The sequence below is a fragment of the Kingella potus genome (assembly GCF_900451175.1).
Lineage (GTDB): Bacteria > Pseudomonadota > Gammaproteobacteria > Burkholderiales > Neisseriaceae > Neisseria > Neisseria potus.
In genome coordinates, this window is record NZ_UGJJ01000001.1 from 1,056,651 (window position 1) to 1,077,754 (window position 21,104).

The 21,104-nt window shown below is 62.1% G+C and carries 18 protein-coding genes and 4 tRNA genes; 9 read left to right on the top strand and 13 right to left on the bottom strand.

What is annotated here, in order from left to right:
• Positions 1-4: 4 nt before the first annotated feature.
• From DYE40_RS04815 to DYE40_RS12235, 4 genes are all read right to left on the bottom strand, one after another.
• Positions 5-1,372 (bottom strand): MATE family efflux transporter, encoded by a 1,368-nt coding sequence (locus DYE40_RS04815; RefSeq protein ID WP_115307972.1) that lies wholly within the window; start codon positions 1,370-1,372, stop codon positions 5-7.
• A 468-nt stretch (positions 1,373-1,840) separates the two neighbouring features.
• Entirely contained in the window at positions 1,841-1,969 is a 129-nt protein-coding gene (locus DYE40_RS13095) for a hypothetical protein (RefSeq protein ID WP_281270646.1), read from the bottom strand.
• A 48-nt stretch (positions 1,970-2,017) separates the two neighbouring features.
• Entirely contained in the window at positions 2,018-2,461 is a 444-nt protein-coding gene (locus DYE40_RS04820) for an acyl-CoA thioesterase (protein WP_115307973.1), read from the bottom strand.
• A gap of 72 nt (positions 2,462-2,533) precedes the next feature.
• A complete protein-coding gene (locus DYE40_RS12235) occupies positions 2,534-3,076 on the bottom strand; it encodes a hypothetical protein (protein WP_147286584.1) in 543 nt (180 codons plus the stop codon).
• Between the two features lie 61 nt (positions 3,077-3,137).
• Between DYE40_RS12235 and DYE40_RS04825 the strand changes: the two genes are divergently transcribed.
• The 3 genes from DYE40_RS04825 to mtgA are packed head-to-tail and all read left to right on the top strand — an operon-like array spanning position 3,138 to position 6,164.
• Positions 3,138-4,670, top strand: a complete 1,533-nt coding sequence (locus tag DYE40_RS04825) for an AmpG family muropeptide MFS transporter (RefSeq protein WP_115307974.1) — start codon at positions 3,138-3,140, stop codon at positions 4,668-4,670.
• Positions 4,667-5,479 carry a shikimate dehydrogenase gene (gene aroE / locus DYE40_RS04830; protein ID WP_115307975.1) on the top strand — a complete coding sequence of 271 codons (813 nt, stop codon included), beginning with the start codon at positions 4,667-4,669 and terminating at the stop codon, positions 5,477-5,479. The genes DYE40_RS04825 and aroE overlap by 4 nt, the downstream gene beginning before the upstream one ends.
• A 1-nt stretch (position 5,480) precedes the next feature.
• Positions 5,481-6,164: a monofunctional biosynthetic peptidoglycan transglycosylase gene (gene mtgA, locus DYE40_RS04835; protein WP_115307976.1), complete on the top strand. Its 684-nt coding sequence runs from the start codon at positions 5,481-5,483 to the stop codon at positions 6,162-6,164.
• 90 nt (positions 6,165-6,254) lie between these two features.
• Here mtgA and DYE40_RS12240 read toward each other — a convergent pair whose 3' ends face one another.
• The 7 genes from DYE40_RS12240 to rfbD all read right to left on the bottom strand — a co-directional run bounded on the left by DYE40_RS12240 (position 6,255) and on the right by rfbD (position 14,075).
• Entirely contained in the window at positions 6,255-6,482 is a 228-nt protein-coding gene (locus DYE40_RS12240; protein ID WP_147286585.1) for a hypothetical protein, read from the bottom strand.
• A gap of 120 nt (positions 6,483-6,602) precedes the next feature.
• Positions 6,603-7,706, bottom strand: a complete 1,104-nt coding sequence (locus DYE40_RS04840; RefSeq protein ID WP_425451185.1) for an IS481 family transposase — start codon at positions 7,704-7,706, stop codon at positions 6,603-6,605.
• Positions 7,707-8,098: 392 nt separating this feature from the next.
• Entirely contained in the window at positions 8,099-10,657 is a 2,559-nt protein-coding gene (glnD, locus tag DYE40_RS04845; protein WP_115307978.1) for a [protein-PII] uridylyltransferase, read from the bottom strand.
• A gap of 707 nt (positions 10,658-11,364) precedes the next feature.
• Positions 11,365-11,439 (bottom strand) — tRNA-Glu (locus tag DYE40_RS04850).
• A 16-nt stretch (positions 11,440-11,455) separates the two neighbouring features.
• Positions 11,456-11,532: transfer RNA gene (locus tag DYE40_RS04855), tRNA-Arg, on the bottom strand.
• 164 nt (positions 11,533-11,696) lie between these two features.
• A complete protein-coding gene (locus DYE40_RS04860; protein WP_172461211.1) occupies positions 11,697-13,052 on the bottom strand; it encodes a deoxyguanosinetriphosphate triphosphohydrolase in 1,356 nt (451 codons plus the stop codon).
• A gap of 156 nt (positions 13,053-13,208) precedes the next feature.
• Positions 13,209-14,075 (bottom strand): dTDP-4-dehydrorhamnose reductase, encoded by an 867-nt coding sequence (rfbD, locus tag DYE40_RS04865; RefSeq protein ID WP_172461212.1) that lies wholly within the window; start codon positions 14,073-14,075, stop codon positions 13,209-13,211.
• Positions 14,076-14,316: 241 nt separating this feature from the next.
• On the opposite strand from rfbD, the gene DYE40_RS04870 reads away from it, so the two are divergent.
• The 5 genes from DYE40_RS04870 (at position 14,317) to DYE40_RS04890 (ending at position 17,819) form a co-directional block, all read left to right on the top strand.
• A complete protein-coding gene (locus DYE40_RS04870) occupies positions 14,317-14,547 on the top strand; it encodes an HP1242/YdcH family protein (protein ID WP_115307979.1) in 231 nt (76 codons plus the stop codon).
• A gap of 138 nt (positions 14,548-14,685) precedes the next feature.
• A complete protein-coding gene (gene dapF / locus DYE40_RS04875; RefSeq protein ID WP_115307980.1) occupies positions 14,686-15,540 on the top strand; it encodes a diaminopimelate epimerase in 855 nt (284 codons plus the stop codon).
• On the top strand, positions 15,537-16,136 hold the full coding sequence (locus tag DYE40_RS04880; RefSeq protein ID WP_115307981.1) for a hypothetical protein: 600 nt from the start codon (positions 15,537-15,539) through the stop codon (positions 16,134-16,136). The genes dapF and DYE40_RS04880 overlap by 4 nt, the downstream gene beginning before the upstream one ends.
• A 106-nt stretch (positions 16,137-16,242) precedes the next feature.
• Positions 16,243-17,175, top strand: coding sequence for a cysteine synthase A (gene cysK, locus DYE40_RS04885; RefSeq protein ID WP_115307982.1), 933 nt, complete (start codon positions 16,243-16,245; stop codon positions 17,173-17,175).
• Positions 17,176-17,342: 167 nt separating this feature from the next.
• Positions 17,343-17,819 carry a prokaryotic membrane lipolipid attachment site family protein gene (locus tag DYE40_RS04890; protein ID WP_115307983.1) on the top strand — a complete coding sequence of 159 codons (477 nt, stop codon included), beginning with the start codon at positions 17,343-17,345 and terminating at the stop codon, positions 17,817-17,819.
• A 197-nt stretch (positions 17,820-18,016) separates the two neighbouring features.
• On the opposite strand, the gene DYE40_RS04895 is transcribed toward DYE40_RS04890, so the two are convergent.
• Positions 18,017-18,103 (bottom strand) — tRNA-Leu (locus DYE40_RS04895).
• A gap of 30 nt (positions 18,104-18,133) precedes the next feature.
• Positions 18,134-18,220, bottom strand: a tRNA-Leu gene (locus DYE40_RS04900).
• A gap of 78 nt (positions 18,221-18,298) precedes the next feature.
• Here DYE40_RS04900 and rnr point away from each other — a divergent pair.
• Positions 18,299-21,076, top strand: a complete 2,778-nt coding sequence (gene rnr, locus DYE40_RS04905) for a ribonuclease R (protein ID WP_115307984.1) — start codon at positions 18,299-18,301, stop codon at positions 21,074-21,076.
• The last annotated feature ends 28 nt before the right edge of the window (positions 21,077-21,104 follow it).

Sequence of the window (21,104 nt, forward strand, 5' to 3'; positions counted from 1 at the left end):
ATCCTTAGTCGGACAGGGCGGCTTTGCTGTGGCGTTCCAGCAGCCATAAAAGCAGGACGGCGGCGGCGGCCAGCGAGAAGACGAGCGCGGTCCAGAAGCCGAAGATGTTCAGCGCGGCAAAGTTGGCCAGCAGCCAGCCGGGCAGCAGCCCCAGGCCCCAAAAGGCCGCGCCGTGTACCAGCATCGGGGCTTTGGTGATTTTGTAGCCGCGCAGGGCGTAGGAGGCGATGCACTGGGTAAAGTCGAAAAGCTGGAACAGCGCGGCAAACAGCAGCACCTGCGCCGCCAGTGCCAGCACCGCCGCATCGGAAGTGTACATGGCCGCCAGCGGCCGGCGCAGCAGCAGTATCAGCAGCATGGTGCAGACGGCCAAAACCAGCCCGGAAGCCACGCCCACGCCGGAAATATAGCGCGCCCGCCGCTTCTGCCGCCGCCCCAGCGCGAAGCCGACGCGCACGGTAACGGCCGCGCCCAGAGCCTGCGGAATCATGTAGATAATGCCGGTCAGGCTGATGACCACCTGCTGCGCGGCCACATAATCTTCGCCGAATTTGGCAATCAGAAACATGATGGAGGTAAACAGGCTCGCTTCGAGGAAATACGAGAAACCCGACGGCCAGCCGAGCCGCCAGAGCTGGCCGAGCATGGCGGCATCGGGTTTGGAAAAGCCGCCCGCCAGGCCGAAGCGGCGGAAAAACGCCGCGCGTTTCACATACAGCCACAGCACGGCGGCTTCAAACCAGCACACCAGCAGGGTGGCCAGCCCGCAGCCCGCCCCGCCCAGCGCGGGCATACCGAGTTTGCCGTAGACAAACACATAATTGAGCGGAACGTTCAGCAGCAGCCCCGCCCAGCTTACCCACATCACCGCTTTGGTGCGGCCGAGGCTGGTGGTGTAGGCGTGCAGGGCGCGGTAGAGCATCAGCGCAGGCATGGCGGGCGCGGTAAACCAAAGATACTGCGCCAGCATGGCTTCCACCCGCTGCGGCAGATCGAGATACCACAAAAAGGGCGGCACCGCCGCCAACAGCAGCAGCATTCCCGCCACGCCCAGCAGCAGGCCGAACCACAAGCCCTGCCGCCCCGCTTCGCCCGTTTCGCGCGTTTTGCCCGCACCGTGAAGCTGCGCCACCACCGGATTGAGCGCGGCCATGATGCCGATCCAAGTGATGAACACCGTGGCGAAGGCCGCGCTGCCGAGTGCCACCGCCGCCAAATCCGCTTTGCCCGCCCCGCCGGCCATGACCGTATCGACAAAGCCCAGCCCCACCGCCGCAATCTGCGCCAGCATCATCGGCCAGGCCAGCACGGCGATTTTTTTCGCCTCGCCGGCGAACACGGCGGGAGAATAGCGGGTGAGGTCGAGCAGCATGAAAATTCCCTGTTCCAAACGTTTTCAGACGGCCTCCCGCAGCCTGCGGCCGTCTGAAAAACGCTGCGGCGGGCGGGGGAAAAACAAGCTGCCGGAGGCATCCGGCAGAGGGCGCATTTTAGCAAACAAAGCGGCCGCCCGCGTTTTTGGCCGCGCAGAGGCCGTCTGAAACCACGCAAAACGGATTTTCAGACGGCCTCTATTATTCCCTCTCCCGCCTGCGGGGGAGGGTTAGGGTGGGGGCTTTGCCGCTTCGGCTGCGTTTGCGGGCGGGAAAGCGGTTTTGCAAACCGCCACCCCCTCCCCAGCCCTCCCCCGCGCGGGCGCAGGGGAGGGAGTTGGGTGGGTGTCGGACGAACCGTTTTCAGCCGCAGTCTGCATCTTTCCGAAATATTGGGAGCGCGTGCGTGGCTGCGCCACACACCCTATCTTGGCGGCAGAGGCCGTCTGAAAACAAAATCTGGCTTTTCAGACGGCCTGTCCGTTTTCCTGCGCCGTGTAGGGTGTGTCGCCCGAAGCGACGCACGCGGTTTGTGTTGTGTAAAAGGCCGTCTGAAAGTTATCGGACGGCAGGGAACGAGTGCGTGGCTGCGCCACACACCCTACCTTAGCGGCAGAGGTCGTCTGAAAACAAAAAGAGGCTGTTCAGACGGCCTGTTCCGCCAAATCCGCGAGCCGTTCGCGGAAAGCCTGCGGCAGGCGGCGGACGCGTCCTGCGGAGTAGTCGAAGGCCGCCATGCGGCAGCGGACGGCGGCAACGGCAACATTGTCGGAGGTGCGCACGAGGAGCGTGGCTGCGGTGAAGCCGGCGGCGGAGAGTTCCGCAATGCCCGTGTCGGCGCGCAATGTGTCGCCGTGGAAGGCTTGGGCGCGGTATTGCACGGCGGCGGCGGTCATGATGAGGCCGCAGCCGCCGATATCCGTCTCGCTGAACCCGAGCGCGGCCAGCCAGCGCAGGCGGGATTCGTGGACGAGTTTCAGCACGGCATCGTTGGCGAGGTGGCCGCCGTAGTTGAGATCGTCCACGCGCACGGCGAGCGTGGTTTGGAAACAGACGGCGGCGGGCGGGGAAACTTCGGTTTTGGACATGGAAAAATCCTGTGGTTCGGAATCCCGTGCTTTGGGGCCGTCTGAAAGCGGCAAAACGGGATTCGGATGTTTTCAGACGGCCTCATCATAGCAGACGGCATATTTTGCCGCTCCGCCACGCACGCGGCTGGTGTTTTCAGACGGCCTCTGTTCCCTCTCCCGCCTGCGGGGGAGGGTTAGGGTGGGGGCTTTGCCGCTTCGGCTGCGTTTGCGGGCGGGAAAGCGGTTTTGCAAACCGCCACCCCCTCCCCAGCCCTCCCCCGCTCGGGCGCAGGGGAGGGAGTTTGGTCGGGCGTTGGATTGGCGTTTGCAGCCGTAGTCTGCATCTTTCCGAAATATTGGGAACGCGTGCGTGGCTGTGCCACACACCCTACCTTGGCGGCAGAGGCCGTCTGAAAACAAAATCCGCTTTTCAGACGGCCTGTCCGTTTTTCCGTGCCGCACCGCGTAGGGTGTGTCGCCCAAAGGCGACGCACGCGGTTTTTGCCGTGTAGGAGGCCGTCTGAAAATATCATCGGGCGGCACAAAACGCGTGCGTGGCTGCGCCACACACCCTACCTTAACGGCAAAGGCCGCTGTGCCGGTGTGTGTAAGCGGATTCGGGGTTTTGCCCAAGTGCCCGCCCGCCTTTTTGCTACAATGCCGCCTTTCCCGTTTCCACACCGTATTCCGTCTTATGCCTGCTTCCCGCCCCCGTTCCGCCGCCGTTTATCTCGATCCGCGCGTGCTGTCGCTGCTGCTGCTCGGCTTTTCCGCCGGCCTGCCGCTGATGCTGGTGTTTTCCAGCCTGTCGCTGTGGCTGCGCGAGGCGGGCGTGGCGCGGGAGACGGTTACGATGTTCAGCTGGGCGGCTCTGGCCTATTCGTTCAAATTCGTCTGGTCGCCGCTGGCCGATTCGCTGCGACTGCCGCTGCTGGGGCGTTTGGGCAAACGCCGTTCGTGGCTGCTGCTGTCGCAGGCGGGCATGATTGCGGCGGCGGTGTGGATGGCTTCGGTCAACCCCGCCGCTGCGGACGCGCTGCCGTATATGGCGGCGGCGGCGGTGCTGCTCGGCTTTTCCTCGGCCACGCAGGATATTGTTATCGATGCCTACCGCATCGAGATTGCGGGCGGCGACACGGGGCTGCTGACGGCGGCTTCGGCCACTTATAACGCGGGCTACCGCGTCGGCATGATTGTGTCGGGCGCGGGTGCGCTGTTTCTGGCGGCAAAGCTGGGCTCTTCGGCGGAACATTATTCCTATGCGGCCTGGCGGCAGACTTATCTGGCGATGGCGGCGGTGATGGGCGCGGGCGTGCTGACAACGCTGTTTGTCCGCGAGCCGCAGACGGGTGTGCGGGCGGCTTCGGGCCGGGCGGCGGACAATCTGCGCCTGCTGCTGCTGTTTGCCGTGTCGGCGGCGGCGTTTGCGGCGGCGTTTTCCTATGGCGGCGGCGTGCTGCCGCAGGCGGACGACGCGCTGGCGAAGCTGTTTTGGGAAACGCTGCGTCTGGCCGCCGCCGCGCTGGCGGCGTTTGCGGCAGCGCGGCTGCTGACGGCGGCCAAAGCCGTGCCCGCGCGGCTGGTGCGCGACACCTGGGTGTCGCCCGTGGCCGATTTCTTCCACCGCTACGGCCGCGCCGCGCTGCTGCTGCTCGCGCTGATCGGGATGTACCGCATTTCCGACATCGTGGCCGGCGTGGTGGCCAATGTGTTTTATCAGGACATGGGCTTTGCCAAAGAGGAAATCGCGGCGGCGGTAAAGACTTTCGGCGTGGTGATGGCTGTGGCCGGCGGCTTTCTCGGCGGCCTGCTGTCGCAGCGGGTGCCGCTGATGAAGATGATGACGGCGGGCGCGGTGCTCGCTTCGGCTACCAATCTGCTGTTTGCCGCGCTGGCCTATCGCGGCCACGACGTTTTGTTCCTCTATCTGGCCGTGGGCTGCGACAACCTCGCCTCCGGCCTGGCGGGTGCGGTGTTCGTGGCTTTTCTTTCCTCGCTCACCAGCATCCGCTTTACCGCCGTGCAGTATGCCGTGCTCAGCTCGCTGATGACCCTGCTGCCGAAAACGCTGGGCGGCTACTCCGGCGCGATGGTGCAGAACATCGGCTATCCCGGCTTCTTCCTCTTCACCGCCCTGCTGGGGCTGCCCGTGCTGCTGCTGCTGCACCTGACCGCAAAATACGTTTACAGGCCGTCTGAAAACACGCAACACAAGGAACACCCATGAACGACACCCCGCTTTACGCCGTGTTCGGCAATCCGATAGCCCACAGCAAATCGCCGCAGATCCACCAAATGTTTGCCGCACAGGAGGGCGTGTCGGTGCGTTACGAACGCCGCCTGTCGCAGCCGGATGCCTTTGCGCGGGACATTGCCGCGTTTTTCGCCGGAGGCGGCGCAGGTGCGAACGTTACCCTGCCTTTCAAAATCCAAGCCGCAGAGCTGGCGCACGAAACATCCCCCCGCGCCCGCGCGGCAGGGGCGGCCAACACCCTGATCCGCCTTTCAGACGGCCTCATCCTGGCCGACAACACCGACGGCATCGGGCTGGTGTCCGACATCACGCAAAACCTCGGCTTTCCCCTTGCCGGCAAACGCATCCTCATCCTCGGCGCGGGCGGCGCGGTGCGCGGCGTATTGCAGCCCCTGCTGGACGAAAACCCCGCAGAAATCGTTATCGCCAACCGCACCCACGAAAAAGCGCAAGCCCTCGCGCGGCAGTTCGGCATTGCCGCCGAGCAGACAGACCGTCTGAAAAACGGCTTCGACCTCATCGTCAACGGCACTTCCGGCAGCCTCGGCGGACAAGTCCCCGCCGTCCCCGCCGCCGTTTACGCAGGCTGCGCCCTCGCCTACGACATGGCCTACGGCGACACCGCCACCGCCTTCCAGACGGCCGCCGCATTGGCGGGCGCGGCGCACACCGCCGGCGGACTCGGAATGCTGGTCTGCCAGGCTGCCGCATCCTACCGCCTCTGGCGCGGCTTCGCCCCCGACACCGCCCCCGTGGTTGCCGCATTGGGAAAGGCCGTCTGAAATGCTCAAATGGATACTTTCCCTGCCCCTTGCCCTTTTCATCCTGTTTAACGCCTACGTTTACGGCGGCATCATCACCTACCGCGCCGTCGCCCCCCACCGCAGCGCGTTTATGACCGCCCGCATGGCCGAATTCCGCAGCGAAGGCCGCGACATCCGCCTCGACTACCGCTGGCGCGGCTATGCCGACATTTCCGACCATCTCAAAAAAGCCCTCATCGCCTCCGAAGACGCATCCTTCGCCGAACACAGCGGCTTCGACTGGAACGGCATCCGCAACGCCGTCAGACGCAACAGCCAAAGCGGCAAAATCAAAGGCGGCGGCTCCACCATCAGCCAGCAGCTTGCCAAAAACCTCTTTTTGAGCGAATGGCAGAGCTACATCCGCAAAGGCGAAGAAGCCGCCATCACCGCCATGCTCGAAGCCACCACCGACAAAGACCGCATCTTCGAGCTCTACCTCAACGTCATCGAATGGGACTACGGCGTATACGGCGCGGAAGCCGCCGCGCAGCGTTTCTACGGCAAACCCGCCGCCGCCCTCACCGCCCGCCAGGCCGCCGCCCTGGCCGCCCGCGTTCCCGCCCCCCTCTTTTACGCCGACAACCCCCAAAGCCGCCGCCTGCGCGCCAAAACCGACATCATCCGCCGCCGCATGGGCTCGGCCGAGCTGCCCGAAGAATAGGGGCATCGCACCCGCGCAGGGCGTGCCGCCCCAAGCGGCACGCGCCCGATTCCCCGCCGTAGGGTGTGTCGCCGAAGCGACGCACGCGTTTTACGCCATATCAAGCGCAGAGGCCGTCTGAAAAAGCACAATACGCTTTTCAGACGGCCTGTCTGTTTTTCCGCGACGCACGCGGTTTTTGCCGTGTAGGAGGCCGTCTGAAACCACGCAATACGGATTTTCAGACGGCCTCTGTTCCCTCCTCCGCCTGCGGGGGAGGGTTAGGGTGGGGGCTTTGCCGCTTCGGTTGCGTTTGCGGGCGGGAAAGCGGTTTTGCAAACCGCCATCCCCTCCCCAGCCCCCCCCCCCCGCGTAAACGCATGTACAGACCGGAGACATAGGTAACACATGTGCGGGGACATGGGTAACAGTTGCAGCATAACAAAATCGGTACCCGGCTCAACAGTCATCCAAGTCAATTTCGCCCAGCCGGTGATGACAAAAATACAGCACAAGCCGCCCGTCAACCCCGTCTTCGGCACGCAAAGCCACCCGTTGGCCGACCAAGGCTTTGCCGACCCGTATCTCGCGGCCTTTCAGGCTTAACCAGCCGCCTTGCTGTACTTTGAGTACGATGTCGCCCTCCAGGTATTCAATCTCCGGTAGAACCGACGGCATGGTTCTGGCACTAACACGGTAGCGCTGCGCCGGACTGTCCATGTTCAGCGCCTCGTGCGGCCGTTGGTGGTTGTAGATATGCCGCCAGTGCTCAAAATGGCTTTGCACATGCGCCAAATCGGCAAAGGTATGCGTCTGCAGGACTTCTGCTTTCAAAGTGCGGTGAAAGTGCTCGTCTTTGCCGTTGGTCTGCGGATGTGCCGGGCGGCTGTATGTCAAACGTATCCCCAGCCGTATCAGCCAGACCGCCAACGCGGTCAAACCGCCTTGCCCGCCCCACGGCGCACCGTTATCGACGTTGATGCGCTCCGGCAGGCCGTAGCGGCAAAAGGCTGCGTGCAAGACGCTTTGCACCGTGGCGCGCCGCTCGTTGTCCAAGGCTTGCAGCACGATGTTGTAGCGCGAATGGTCGTCCAACACGGTCAAGGGATGGCAACGCCCCTGCATCAGCGCAAAATGGCCTTTGAAATCCATCTGCCACAGGGCGTTGGGATAGGCGTGTTCGAAGCGCAGCCAAGGGGTGGCGGCGGCGCCGGCCTGCGGTGTAATGCGTTGATGGCGGTGGAGGATGGCGGTGATGGTGCTGGGTGCCAAAGCAATCCCCTGCTCGCGCTGCAAGAGGTGGGCGATTTTGCGCCCGCCCCAGGCGGGATGGCGGTCGCGCAGCGCCAACACTTGCGTTTCCAAGAGCAGCGGTGTGCGCTTGGGGCTGTGGTGCGGGCGGCGGGAAAGGTCGTGCATATCGTCGCGGGGCAGCCATTTGTAGGCGGTTTTGCGACTGATGGCGAAGCGGCGGCAAAGTTCGCTGATGTTGGCATCGTCTTTGCGGGCGAGGGTAACGAATTCGTGTCGTTGTTCGGGCATGGTAGTGGTTCTCCAAGGTATAGGTTTCTCCGTCTGTGGGACGGGTAAGAGTGTTACCTATGTCTCCGCACAGGTGTTACCTATGTCTCCGGTCTGTACACGGGCGCAGGGGAGGGAGTTTGGTCGGGCGTTGGATTGGCGTTTGCAGCCGCATCCTGCATCTTTCCGAAATATTGGGAACGCGTGCGTGGCTGCGCCACACACCCTACCTTAGCGGCAGAGGCCGTCTGAAAACAAAATCTGGCTTTTCAGACGGCCTATCTGTTTTTCCGCGCCGCACCGTGTAGGGTGTGTCGCCCAAAGGCGACGCACGCGGTTTTTGCCGTGTAGGAGGCCGTCTGAAAATGCCATCGGACGGCATGGAACGCGTGCGTGGCCGGCCTACACCCTGCCTTGGCGGAATTTGTCTGTGTTCACACCGCCGATACGGCTTCCAAATCCTTTTGCAGGGCGAGCTGGCGGTTGGGGTCGGACAGGGCGGGGGCGTAGAGGAGGAAGCTGTCTTCGGCGCGTTCGTCGGAGGTGTTGATTTTGGCGTAGCGCAGGGCGGCTCCGTGGCGGTTGAGGACTTCGGCGGTGTCGGCCAGCAGGCCGGTGCGGTTGACGGCAATCAGGGTGAGGGTGTGCCAGCCGGGACGGTCTTCTTCGGCACGGACGGCGATGACGGGGGCGATGGGCAGGCTGCGGGCGCGGCGGCTGGGAATGCGGGTGCGGCCGGGCGGCGGCGGCGGCGCGCCGTGCAGAAATTGTTCCAAATCGTGCATCAGGGCTGCTTCGATGCGGCGGCGGTCGGCTCCGGTGCTGCCTTCGGGCAGGCGGGCGGCGAAGGTGTCGAGGACGTAGTCGTGCTCGGTAACGAAGGCGCGGGCGGCGGCGATGTCGAGGCTGTGGCGGGCGAGGATGCGGCACAGGCCGACGAAGATGCCGGAGGCGTTGGGCAGGTAGGCGGCGATTTGCAGCACGCTGGGATCGACGGGGTGGGGGCGGATGTGCGCCTGCGCTTTGTCGCTTTGGCCGGCAAGAAAGGCGGTGTGCCAGAGGATTTCGCTTTGGCGGTGGCGGACGAAGTAGGCCGGCCCCAATGCCTGCCACAGGCTGCGCCGCTGTTTTTCGCTGTAGCCGGCGGCGGCCAGGGCTTGTTCGGCGGCACTTTGGCGGCGGCCGGTTACGGCGGCGCGGCTGTCGCTTTGGCCGGCAAGACGGCGGGAGGCCGTCTGAAAAAGGGTTTGCAGCAGGCTGTCTTTCCAGGAGTTCCACAGCTTGGGGTTGGTGCCGCGTATGTCGGCCACGGTGAGCAGATAGAGGGCGGACAGGCGTTCGGGAGTGCGGACGCGGCGGCAGAAGCGTTCGATGACGGCGGGATCCTGGATGTCTTCTTTTTGCGCGGTGAGCGACATGAGGAGGTGGTCTTCCACCAGCCAGCAGAGCAGCTCGGCATCTTCTGCGGGCATGAAGTGGTCGGCGGCGAAGCTCCGTGCGTCGGCTATGCCCTGTACGGCGTGGTCGCCGCCGCGCCCTTTGGCGATGTCGTGGAAGAAGGCGGCGAGGTAGAGGATGTAGGGGCGGGGGAAGGCGTGCATGAGGGCGGAGGCGAAGGGCAGTTCGTGGACGTGCTGCTCCATGGCCAGCCGCCGCATATTGCGCAGGACGGTGAGGATGTGTTCGTCTACGGGGTAGATGTGGAACAGGTCGTGCTGCAGCAGGCCGGTAATGCGTTCCCATGCGGGCAGGTAGCGGCCGAGTACGCCGTAGAGGTTTAAAAAGCGCATGGTGCGGGCAAGGCCGCTGCCGTGGCGGAAGAAGCCGATGAAGCGGCGGCGGTTGGCTTCGTCGGCGTAAAAACGGCTGCCGATGCCGCGTGCGGCCGCCCACCAGGCGCGCAGGGTGGCGGGGTCGGGGGCGGTGAGGCCGTTGTTGCGTTGCAGGATTTCCGCCATTTTGAAGATGTGCTGCGGCTGTTTTTGAAACAGCAGCGGGTCGCGGGCGCACAGGAGGGTGCCGCTTTGGCAGTAGTCGCCGTCCAGGCTGCGGGCGGCCTGCGGCGGCGGCGCGGTGCGGCTTTGCAGCGCGGGCGGGATGATGCCGCCGAGTTGCTTTACCGCTTTGGCGGCGCGGTAAAACAGTTCCATCAGCCGCTCGCTTTTCAGACGGCCTGTTTCGTCGGCAAAACCCATGTCGGCGGCCAGGCGGCTTTGCAGGTCGAAAACCAGCCGGTCTTCTTCGCGCCCCGCCGCCAGATGCAGGCCGATGCGGATGGCGGCCAGCGTGCGGTGGCTGCGTGCGAGCAGGAGGGCTTCGGCGCGGGTCAGGATGTGTTGCGCCATCAGGGCGCGGATGCCGCCGGGCAGTCCCTGCGCTTTTGCCAGCCACAGCATGGTGTGGATGTCGCGCAGGCCGCCGGGACAGGTTTTCACGTTGGGTTCGAGCAGCGCACCCGCGCCCTGCTGTTTGTCGTGGCGCAGGCGCATTTCGAGCAGCTTGCCGGCGGCGAAGGCGGCGGGGTCGCGTTCCGCATCGGCGGCCTGCATGAAATGTGCCGCCAAATCCGCATCGCCGCAAAGGAAGCGGGCTTCGAGAAAGGCGGTGTCGGCGGTCAGATCCTGTGCCGCACCGGCTATCAGCTCGTCCGCCGTGCCGGTTTTCAACGCGGGGGCAAGGCCGGCATCCCACATGGCCTGCACCATCGCGGCGGTCTGTTCCTGTCGGGTGTGGGAGGGCGGTTCGGCGCAGACCAGCACGAGATCGGTGTCGGAATGCGGGTATACTTCGCCGCGCCCGTAGCCGCCCGCCGCCAGCAGGCAGAAGCCCGCGTCGGGAAAAAAATGCGGCCACAGGGCGCGGACGGCTGCGTCGGCGGCGCGGCGGACGGCACGGAAATAGCGGTTGGGGCGGCGGTGTATCAGGTAATCGGCGGCGGCCTGTTGTTTTCGGGCATTCAGGTTTCGGGCGGCGGCGGCAAGGTCGGATGTCATGGCGGCTCGGCAGGGAAGGGAAAATGCGATTGTGCCGCCCGGCACGGGCGGCGGCAAGGACGGAGGCCGTCTGAAAACCGTATTTGGCGTTTTCAGACGGCCTCTTGTCTTTTGTTCCTTTCCCGCTTGCGGTGCGGGGTGGGGCAGGATGAGTGTTTGCAGCCGCAACCCGCATTTTTCCAAAAGTCAGAAAAGACGTGCGCCGCCTCAGGGTGGCACGCCCTACGCCGGATTTGTGTAGGGTGTGTGGCACAGCCACGCACGCGGCTTATGTTTTTTCAGACGGCCTTTGTTCCCTCTGCTGCGCGGATGCAGGGGGAGGGAGTTTCATTGGTGTTGGGTTAAAGTTTGCAAACCACAGCTTGTATTTTTCCGGAAGCCGTGGAATGCGTGCCCCCGCACCATGCGGCAAGGATTTTCTGTCGGAAATCTGTTATGCCTGCGCAGGCGGGAGTCTTTTCTGACATTCGGAAATCCTTGTAAAAGCAGCCTGCCGTTTGACCGCAACGGAGATTCCCGCCTATGAGGGAAGGACGGTAGGGGTTTGCCGAGGTTTTTCAGATGATAAAGGCCGTCTGAAAACCGTTTCGGCGGGTTTGGAATCCGTATTTTCGATTTTCAGACGGCCTGTTTGGCTGAAAGGAGGGTTTGGGCATGGAAGGGATGGCGAAAAAAACACCCTGCAATGTTGCAGGGTGTTGGAATATTGGCACGCCCACGGGGAATCGAACCCCGGTTACCGCCGTGAAAGGGCGATGTCCTAACCGCTAGACGATGGGCGCGGCGATATAAATTGTTTGGCGCACCCGGAGCGATTCGAACGCCCGACCCTCTGGTTCGTAGCCAGATACTCTATCCAACTGAGCTACGGGTGCGAGAAAGACGCGCATTATAGGCAGGGGGTGGCGGGCTGTCCAGTATTTTTTGCCGCTGCGGCGGCCGGCCGGTTTAGTTGTTTGGCGGGCAAGGAAATTTATTTTTCAGACGGCCTTGCTGTTGCGGCGTGCGCTGCGGCGGCCGTCTGAAAAGCGGCTTGGGGCTAAATCATGCCGATGCCGGAGAGTTCGCGCGCCATTTTGGCGGCGGCGTTGTCGGTCATGCCGCCGACGAAATCGAGGATTTTCATGTAGGCGGTGTAGAGGCTGTCGTCGCGGGTAACGGGGTGGGCGTTGTTGAGCAGTTCGAGGGCGAGGGACTGGCGCACTCCGACGCGGCCTTCGGTAAGGTATTGGCAGGCGGCGGGAACGAGCAGGCCGAGGATGGAGCCGAGGCAGGGGAAGGAGGCGATTTCGGTCATCAGCTTGCTTTGGTGGCGGAAGATGCGGTTGCGGGCGAGTTCTTTGGCGTTTTCGAGGGTGTTCTGCACTTCGGGGCTGCACAGGGCGAGCAGGTCGCGGCCTTTGAAGCTGCCGTCGAGCAGGTCGGACTGGTGCATGATGAAGGTTTGCGCCACGTCGTCGATGGCGCGGCCGATGGCGATGCCGCGCAGCATGGCGCAGCGTTGGCGGCCGGATTGGGCGTGCCAGGTGGGTTCGATAAAGGTGAGGCCGGAGAGGACGGTTTCGACTTCGGTGTCGGTGAGCAGCTCCAAATCGACTGCGTCTTCGAGATCGAGCAGGGCGTAGCAGATGTCGTCGGCGGCTTCCATCAGGTAGGAGAGCGGATGCCGCGCCCAGTGGTCTTGTCCGAGGCTGACGAGGCCGAGGGTGTCGGCAACGCGGCGGATGTAGGGCAGCTCGGTTTGGTAGATGTTGAATTTTTTTGCGCCGTCGGGGTGCTGCGTGGTCCAGGGGTATTTGAGCAGCGCGCCTATGGTGGCGGCGGTAAGGCGCATACCGCCTTTGCCGGGATACATTTCGAGGCCGGCGAGGATGCGCAGGCTGTGGGCGTTGCCTTCGTAGGTTTGCACGTCGGCGCGCTCGGCGGGGCTGAGCGGTTGCAGGTAGCGGGCGTTTTCGGGGCTGCGGAACCAGTCGCGCAGCGCGTCTTCGCCGGTGTGGCCGAAAGGGGGGTTGCCGAGGTCGTGGGCTAGGCAGGCGACTTGGACGACCGCGCCGATGTCGCTCGGGGTGTTGCCTGCGGGGAGGAAGCCGCCGGCCTGCATCATCACTCCGACTCTGTTGCCGATGCTGCGGCCGACGCTGGCGACTTCGACGCTGTGGGTCAGGCGGTTGTGGGTGAGGTCGTGTTCGGCGAAGGGGTGGACTTGGGTTTTGCGGCCGAGGCGGCGGAATGCGCCGGAGAAGACGACGCGGTCGTAATCGATATGGAAGTCGGTGCGCAGCGCGTCCGCGCCTTCCTGGGTGGATGGGGTTACGGTGGGGACGATGTCGCCGTCTTTGGGGCGGAAGCGTTGCGTGCTGAGGAGCTGCGGCCAGTTCATGCGGGTGTTCATGGCGGGCTTTCGTGCGTGGTGTTGCGGAAAAGAGGCCGTCTGAAAACCTTGTAATACAGCGGAACAAAATAAAGAATCTGCGGCCCGGTATCTTTTCTGTTGTGTCCCGTTGCAAGCGTGTGGTTTTCAGACGGCCTGTCCGGTTTCTGCGGAACCCTATGCCGTTTGCCGCTGCGCGAGGGCTTCGGCGACGTTTTTCTGCCAGTTGCCTGGGGTAAAGCCGAGGCTGCGGGCTTTGGTGCAGTTGAGCACGGAATAGAGCGGGGCGTTGCGGTGTTTGTGCAGCTCGGCGGAGGACACGGGGATGAGTTCGGGCATTTTGAAGGCGGGGTTGCGTTCGGCTTCGAGTTGCAGCACGGCTTGGGCGAAGGCGTATTCGCTGAATGCCTGTCCGCCGCAGTAGTGCAGCAGCCCCTGCGGGAAACGGGGCAGACCCAGCAGGCCGATGAGGGTGCCGGCCAAATCCGGGGCGTAGGTGGGGCAGCCGGCATTGTCGGCGGCGAGACGGATTGCGCCGCCTTGCGCCGCTTTTTCGAGCAGGGCGGTAACGAAGTTGCCGTCGTGTGCGCTGTATATCCACGAAGTGCGTACGACGACGGTGTCGGGTTCGGAGGCGAGGGCGAGCAGCTCGCCGGCGAGTTTGGACTGTCCGTAAACGCATTGCGGATTGGGCGGGTCGGTTTCGGCGTAGGGCAGGCGGCTTTTGCCGTCGAAAACATAGTCGGTGGAAAGGTGGACGAATTTCGCGCCGACGGCAAAGGCGGCCTGTGCCAGATTGCGCGCGCCTTCGGCATTCACGGCGAAGAGGCGGGATGCCTGCTCCGCTGCGGCGGCTGTGCCGGCAAAGGCGGCGGTATTGACGACTGCGTCGGGCTGGAAGTTTTCCAGCATATTGGCGACGGCTTCGCGGTCGGTAATATCGAGCGTTTTCGAGTCGGTGGCGATGAGTTCCCAGTCGTCGGGCAGGCGGTGGCGGACGGCACGGCCGAGCTGGCCTTTCGCCCCGGTCAGCAGAATGCGCATGGTGGTGTTCCTTTGGGGATGGATTGCAGGTATCGGGATGAAGCAAAACGGCTGTGAGTTTACCCCGCCTGCGGTGTGTTTGGAAAGACGCAGCGCCGTTTGGGAAAAAGGGGCGGCGGCGGATGCGCCGTGCCGCAGATGGTTAAAATTTGTGTGTCGGCACCTGTGCGGTTTGTTATAATGGCCGCAAACCCGATGGAACGGGTTGTTTCCCGTCAATTACCGATAAAGAGGACGAATTATGTTTCCCGAATACCGCGATCTGATTTCCAAACTGAAACAGGAAGACACCCATTTTGCCCGTGTTTTTGACGAGCACAACGAGCTGGACGACAAAATCTCCGGCCTGGAAAACGACCCCGTATCCAGCGTTTCCGCGCAGGACGAGATTGATGCGTTGAAAATCAAAAAACTGGCTCTGAAAGACCAGCTTTTCGATCTGCTGAAAAAAGCGGAAGCCGCAGGAAAATAAGCCGCCGCACCAGGTTTTGAGGCCGTCTGAAAATATTTTCAGACGGCCTTTTGTGCTAAACTCGCCGGGTTTTTACTTTAATAAGCATTATCGCAATCCGCCCGCAGCCTGCGCGGCGTGTTTCGGGAATATTCCGTTATGGCCGTTTTGAAATTTACCAAAATGCACGGTTTGGGCAACGATTTTGTTGTGATCGACGGCATTTCTCAGCCTTTCGACCCGGCTGCCGCGCCCATCGCGGCATGGGCCGACCGCCACACCGGCATCGGTTTTGACCAGCTTTTGCTGGTGGAAAAACCTTCGTCGCCCGAGGCCGACTTCCGCTACCGTATTTTCAACGCCGACGGCGGCGAGGTGGAGCAGTGCGGCAACGGTGCGCGCTGCTTTGCCCGCTTCGTGTCCGACAAGGGATTGACCGACAAGCGGGAAATCGTGGTGGAAACCGCACGCGGCATGATTGTGCCGAGGCTAGAAGAGGGCGGTTTGGTTGCGGTAAACATGGGCAGGCCGCGTTTCAGGCCGTCTGAAATTCCCTTTCTGCATGCAGACGGTGCGGATTTGCAGTACGAAATTACCGCCGGCGGCGCAAACGTGTCCGCCGGGCTGGTCAATATGGGCAACCCCCATGCGGTGCTGACGGTGGAAAATGCCGACACCGCACCTGTGGCCGAATTGGGTGCGGTTTTGGAGACGCACCCGCTGTTTCCCGAAAAAGCCAATATCGGCTTTATGCAGGTCATTGATCCGCACCATATCCGATTGCGCGTGTTCGAGCGCGGCGTGGGCGAAACTCAGGCCTGCGGTACGGGCGCGTGCGCGGCGGCGGTACACGGTATCCGTCTCGGTCTTTTGGCGGCGGGCGAAGCCGTGGAAGTGTCGCTTCCGGGCGGCAGCCTCTTTATCCGCTGGCAGGAAGGCGGCGACGTGCTGATGACCGGCCCGGCGCAAACCGTGTTTGAAGGCAGTCTGTCCTACCAAGAAAGCAGCCGATGAGCATCCGTCCCGATCTGTTCTGTGCCGCCGCCTATACGGCCTTGTTTCTTGCCGCCGTCGTGCAGAGCCGCCGTTATTCGTGGCTGTTGGCGGCGGTGTTTTGCTGGCTGCTGGCAGGTTCTGCGGGCGCATGGCTGCTGCCGGGGTTTTTATCGCCGTTTTCCGTTTTTTTCCTTTATATGCCGCAGGTTTACATTGCGCCTGCCTGCCTGCTGTTTCTGTTGCTTTACGGCCGCAGCACGGCAGGCGGCGCGTATTGCGAAACCGCTGTCCGCCCGCTGCCCGTACTGTTCGCTTCCTCGTGCGTGGCTATGGCCTTGTCGCACGCTTTGGTGTTGTTTCTGGCGTGGCAGGCATGGCCGACCGGCCTTGCGCCGCGCCTTTTGCCGGCACTGGGCGGACTTTCTTTGCTGCATCCGGCCTACTGGCTGTCGATGCAGATACTGCTGATGGCGGTTTCCGCCCTGCATGGAAAATTCAACGGACAGCCGGGCAGTGCGTTTTCCATACACAGGATACAGGCCGGCCTGCTGCTGGCTCTGGTGGCGCAGGCGGCCTATATCGCCACCGTCATTTTCCCGCGCCTGACCTTATAACTTTTAGTTTGCCGTTCCGGGCCAAGAAATTATTTTGTTTTCAGACGGCCTTCTCTTACCATGCGGCCATTGACCCATCCGCCTTTTTCAAACGCAAGGAAACATTATGAATATCGCAAAAAGCATTACCGACCTCATCGGCAACACCCCGCTGGTCGAACTGTCCCGCCTGTCCGAAGGCCTGCCCGGCCGCGTCGCCGCCAAGCTGGAATTTTTCAATCCGGGCAGCAGCGTGAAAGACCGCATTGCCGAAGCCATGATCGAAGCGGCTGAAAAAGAAGGAAAAATCAACAAAAACACTACCATCGTCGAAGCCACCAGCGGCAACACCGGTATCGGCTTGGCGATGGTTTGCGCCGCACGCGGTTACAAGCTCGTCATCACTATGCCCGAAAGCATGAGTAAAGAACGCAAAATGCTGCTGCGCGCCTTTGGTGCCGAGCTCATCCTTACGCCCGCCGCCGAAGGCATGAACGGCGCAATCGGCCGCGCCAAAGCACTGGTGGAAGAAAACCCCGACACCTACTTTATGCCCCGCCAGTTCGACAATCCTGCCAATGTGGAAGTACACCGCAAAACCACCGCCGAAGAAATCTGGCGCGACACCGACGGCCAAATCGATATTTTCGTGGCCGGTGTCGGCACGGGCGGTACGGTTACCGGCGTGGGCGAAGTGCTCAAATCGCGCAAACCCGGCGTGAAGATTGTTGCCGTCGAGCCCGATGCCTCGCCCGTGTTGAGCGGCGGAGAAAAAGGCCCGCACCCGATTCAGGGCTTGGGCGCAGGCTTTGTTCCCAGCATTCTGAATACAGAAATCTACGACGAAGTCATCCGCGTAACCGGCGAAGACGCATTCGCCACCGCCCGTGCCGCTGCCGAAAAAGAAGGCATCCTCGTCGGTATCTCCTCGGGTGCGGCCATTTGGAGCGCGTTGCGCCTTGCCGCCAAAGAAGAAAACCGGGGCAAACTCATCGTTGTGTTGATTCCTTCTTACGGCGAACGCTATCTGTCCACCCCGCTCTTTGCCGACCTGGCATAAGCAGCCCGTCCAAGCGCAGGCAGCCGGATGCATCCGGCTGCCTGCGTCTGTTTGATAAAACTTGTAAATTCATGCCGCGATATGGTATTTTGCACGGTCTGCGCAGCCGGAATCGGGTACCACGCCGCCCCGCTGCAAATATTCTGCAACAGAGAGTCGAGAACGCCATGAAAAAATATCTTCCCATCCTACTTGCCTGCGCCGCACTTGCCGGTTGCGGAACCACCGTGATTCCCGGAATGGGCAAACGGCCCGCGCCCGCCCGCATCCAGCCCCAAACAGGTGCCTACCGTCTTGCTGCAAACCACTGGGGGGATGTGGCCAGAATACGCGACGAAGCCACCCGCCTCAGCGATCAGGTAGGGCAGGGAAAGATTACCAAAGTCCAAGCCGCGCAGCAGCTCAACCGCTTCCGCCTGCGCCTTGTCGGCGGCAATCCCGTGGACGACAGCGTTTACGAAGTTTACCTGCGCTCCGCTGTAGACAGCCAGCGCGGCGCAATCACCAGCAGCCAGTCCAAACAGTATATCGGCAACACCCTCAAAGGCTGGCAGGCCCGCTGGCCGCATATGCAGAACAAACCGGCCAACCCCGCCTTTGCCAACTTCCTCAACGAGCTGATGGGGCTGCCGCCGCTGAACTGACTGTCCGTATGAAACAGGCCGTCTGAAAACCGTTTTCCGGGTTTTCAGACGGCCTGTTTGCTTTATAGCGTGCCTGATTTGTGTTGCAATAAAAACATATGAATAAAAAAACAACCGCCGAAAGGCGGTTGCGGGCAGGCGGCAGATAGCGGCGGACACAAAAAAACAGCCATCAAAATGAGGCTGTTTCTGTATCTTGGTGCCCAGGAGAAGACTCGAACTTCCACACCCGTGAGGATACCAGCACCTGAAGCTGGCGCGTCTACCAATTCCGCCACCTGGGCAATCTGAAATTTTTCCTTAAAGCAAAGTGTTGGTGCCCGGGAGAAGACTCGAACTTCCACACCCGTGAGGATACCAGCACCTGAAGCTGGCGCGTCTACCAATTCCGCCACCCGGGCTTTGCTTTAAGAACCGTCTTGCGTTAAAGTAACGCCCGACCGAAGCAGCGCATTATATATTCCGCCGAAAGAATGTCAATGAAAAAAACCAAGAAAAAAGATAACGCCTTAAACCTGCGCGAAAAAGACCCGTTTCTTGCAAGGGAGCGGCAGCGTTACGAATTTCCCCTGCCCAGCAGGGAGTGGATTATCGAAATTATCGAGAAGGAGGGCGTGCCGCTGGGTATGCCGGCACTGGCGGAACGGCTTTCCATCAAAGAAGACGAATTTGTTTTTTTCGAACGCCGTCTGAAAGCGATGGCGCGCGACGGACAGGTTCTGATTAACCGGCGCGGCGCGGTGTGTGCGGCGCAGAAACTGGAGCTGGTGAAATGCCGCGTCGAGGCGCACAAAGACGGCTTCGGTTTTGCCGTGCCGCTGGACAAGCAGCCCAAGCAGGCCGATTTTGTGCTGTACGAACGCGAAATGCGCGATCTGATGCATGGCGACATCATTACCGTACGTCCCGCAGGCATCGACCGGCGCGGCCGCCGCGAAGGGCAGGTGCTCGACATTATCGAGAGGGCGCAAAGCGAAGTGGTCGGCCGTTTCTATATCGAGCGCGGCGTGGCGATTATGGAGCCGGAGGACAAACGTCTGAGCCAGTCCGTTGTCTTGGAACCCGATTCCGTAGCCGCGCTCAAGCCGCAGTCCGGGCAGGTGGTTGCCGCTAAAATCGAAAGCTACCCGCACAACCACCAGCCCGCCGTTGCCAGGCTGTTGGAAGTGTTGGGCGACTATGCGGACAGCGGCATGGAAATCGAAATCGCCGTACGCAAGCACCGCCTGCCGCACGAATTTTCCGCAGCCTGCGCCAAAGCGGCGGCCAAAATCCCCGACAAAGTGCGCCCGTCCGATCGCAAGGGGCGCGAAGATTTGCGTACTTTGCCGCTCATCACGATAGACGGCGAAACCGCCCGCGATTTCGATGATGCGGTATACGCTGAAAAACAGGGCCGCAACTACCGCCTCGTTGTCGCCATTGCCGATGTCAGCCACTATGTCCGTCCCGGCGGAGACATAGACCGGGACGCATACGAACGCGCCACCAGCGTCTATTTTCCCCGCCGCGTCATCCCCATGCTGCCGGAAAACCTTTCCAACGGCATCTGCTCGCTCAATCCCGATGTCGAACGCCTGTGCATGGTATGCGACATGACCGTAACCTACGCCGGCAACATCAAAGACTACCGCTTCTACCCCGCCGTGATGCGTTCCCATGCCCGCCTCACTTACAAGCAGGTCTGGCAAAACATCGAAGCGGGCGGCGACTATCCGCACAAAGAGCAAATCGAAACTTTATACAAGCTCTTCCAATTACTGCACAAAAAACGCCGCCAGCGCGGCGCGATGGAATTTGAAACCATTGAAACGCAGATGCTGTTTGACGATAACGGCAAAATCGAGCGCATCATCCCCGTGGAGCGCAACGACGCGCACAAACTCATCGAAGAATGTATGCTTGCCGCCAACGTCTGTGCCGCCGATTTTCTGCTGAAACACAAACGGCACGGCCTGTTCCGCAACCATCTCGGCCCCACCCCCGAAAAACTTGCCGCCCTGCGCGAACAGCTCGGCCTGCTCGGCCTCTCGCTCGGCGGTGGCGACAAGCCCACGCCGAAAGACTACGCCGGGCTGTCCGAGCAAATTGCAGGCCGTTCCGACCGCAGCCTTATCCAAACCATGCTGTTGCGATCCATGCAGCAGGCCGTTTACGAAGCGCACAACGAAGGCCATTTCGGCCTGGCCTACGAACACTACGTCCACTTCACTTCCCCCATCCGCCGCTATCCCGACCTCATGGTACACCGCGCCATCCGTGCGGCACTCGAAGGCGGCGAATATGCGCCGCCCTCTTGGAACGAAGCCGGCGTACACACCTCCGCCTGCGAACGCCGTGCCGACGAAGCCAGCCGCGACGTGGAAAGCTGGCTCAAAACCTACTATATGCGCGACAAAGTCGGCGAAGTGTTTGAAGGCCGCATCACCGGCATGGCAAACTTCGGCCTCTTCGTTACCCTCGACGGCATCCACACCGAGGGCATGGTACACATCAGCGATTTGGGCGAAGACTATTTCCACTACCGCCCCGAAGTCATGCGTATCGAAGGCGAGCGCAGCGGCATCCGCTTTGAAATGGGCGGACAAGTAACCGTCCGCGTCGCCCGCGCCGACCTCGATACCAGCAAAATCGACCTGACCCTGGTCGGCGGCGGCGAAGCCAAACGCGGCAAAAACAAAGCCGCCGCAGAGCCGCAGAGGTCGTCTGAAAACAACAAAAAAGCAGGCAAAGGCAAAACTGCCGCGCACAGCACGGAAAACACACCGCACAGGCCGTCTGAAAAAGCCCGGGCCGCAGCCGGCAAAAACGGCAAAAGCCAAACCGCCTCCCCGCGCGGCAAAGCAAACGCCAAAGCCGACACCCCGCAGCCGGAAAGCAGGCTTGTTCCAGAGGGCGGCTTAGGAGAACAAAAAACAGCGGCAGCCAAGCCGCCGCGCAGCAGCACCAAAAAAGCCAAAACCGCCCCGCCGCCCGCCGCAGAAGCGCAAAGGCCGTCTGAAAAAACGTCCGACGCGAAAGCCCGGGCCGGGCAAACGGCCGCCGCCGTCCCGCCCGCAGCGAAGACAGGCCGCGTACTGGCTACGGTAAACGGCAAAATCACATTGGTGTCGGGCAAAGCCGCCGTCCCGCCGCAGACGGCCCGTCCCGCCGCAGACAGCCCGGCAGACGGCGCAAAACCGGCCGCAGAAAAGCGCAAAAACGCCGCAGGCAAAAGCCGCAGCGGCGGTAAAACGGCAGGCGGCAAAAAACGCTGAATTTGCCGCTTCGTTCCGGCGGCCGCGT

Excerpts from the sequence above, each read along its gene's own strand:
- DYE40_RS04815 (WP_115307972.1), bottom strand. The coding sequence starts at position 1,372 with ATGCTGCTCGACCTCACCCGCTATTCTCCCGCCGTGTTCGCCGGCGAG.
- DYE40_RS04820 (WP_115307973.1), bottom strand. The coding sequence starts at position 2,461 with ATGTCCAAAACCGAAGTTTCCCCGCCCGCCGCCGTCTGTTTCCAAACC.
- DYE40_RS04825 (WP_115307974.1), top strand. The coding sequence starts at position 3,138 with ATGCCTGCTTCCCGCCCCCGTTCCGCCGCCGTTTATCTCGATCCGCGC.
- aroE (WP_115307975.1), top strand. The coding sequence starts at position 4,667 with ATGAACGACACCCCGCTTTACGCCGTGTTCGGCAATCCGATAGCCCAC.
- mtgA (WP_115307976.1), top strand. The coding sequence starts at position 5,481 with ATGCTCAAATGGATACTTTCCCTGCCCCTTGCCCTTTTCATCCTGTTT.
- glnD (WP_115307978.1), bottom strand. The coding sequence starts at position 10,657 with ATGACATCCGACCTTGCCGCCGCCGCCCGAAACCTGAATGCCCGAAAA.
- DYE40_RS04860 (WP_172461211.1), bottom strand. The coding sequence starts at position 13,052 with ATGAACACCCGCATGAACTGGCCGCAGCTCCTCAGCACGCAACGCTTC.
- rfbD (WP_172461212.1), bottom strand. The coding sequence starts at position 14,075 with ATGCGCATTCTGCTGACCGGGGCGAAAGGCCAGCTCGGCCGTGCCGTC.
- DYE40_RS04870 (WP_115307979.1), top strand. The coding sequence starts at position 14,317 with ATGTTTCCCGAATACCGCGATCTGATTTCCAAACTGAAACAGGAAGAC.
- dapF (WP_115307980.1), top strand. The coding sequence starts at position 14,686 with ATGGCCGTTTTGAAATTTACCAAAATGCACGGTTTGGGCAACGATTTT.
- DYE40_RS04880 (WP_115307981.1), top strand. The coding sequence starts at position 15,537 with ATGAGCATCCGTCCCGATCTGTTCTGTGCCGCCGCCTATACGGCCTTG.
- cysK (WP_115307982.1), top strand. The coding sequence starts at position 16,243 with ATGAATATCGCAAAAAGCATTACCGACCTCATCGGCAACACCCCGCTG.
- DYE40_RS04890 (WP_115307983.1), top strand. The coding sequence starts at position 17,343 with ATGAAAAAATATCTTCCCATCCTACTTGCCTGCGCCGCACTTGCCGGT.
- rnr (WP_115307984.1), top strand. The coding sequence starts at position 18,299 with ATGAAAAAAACCAAGAAAAAAGATAACGCCTTAAACCTGCGCGAAAAA.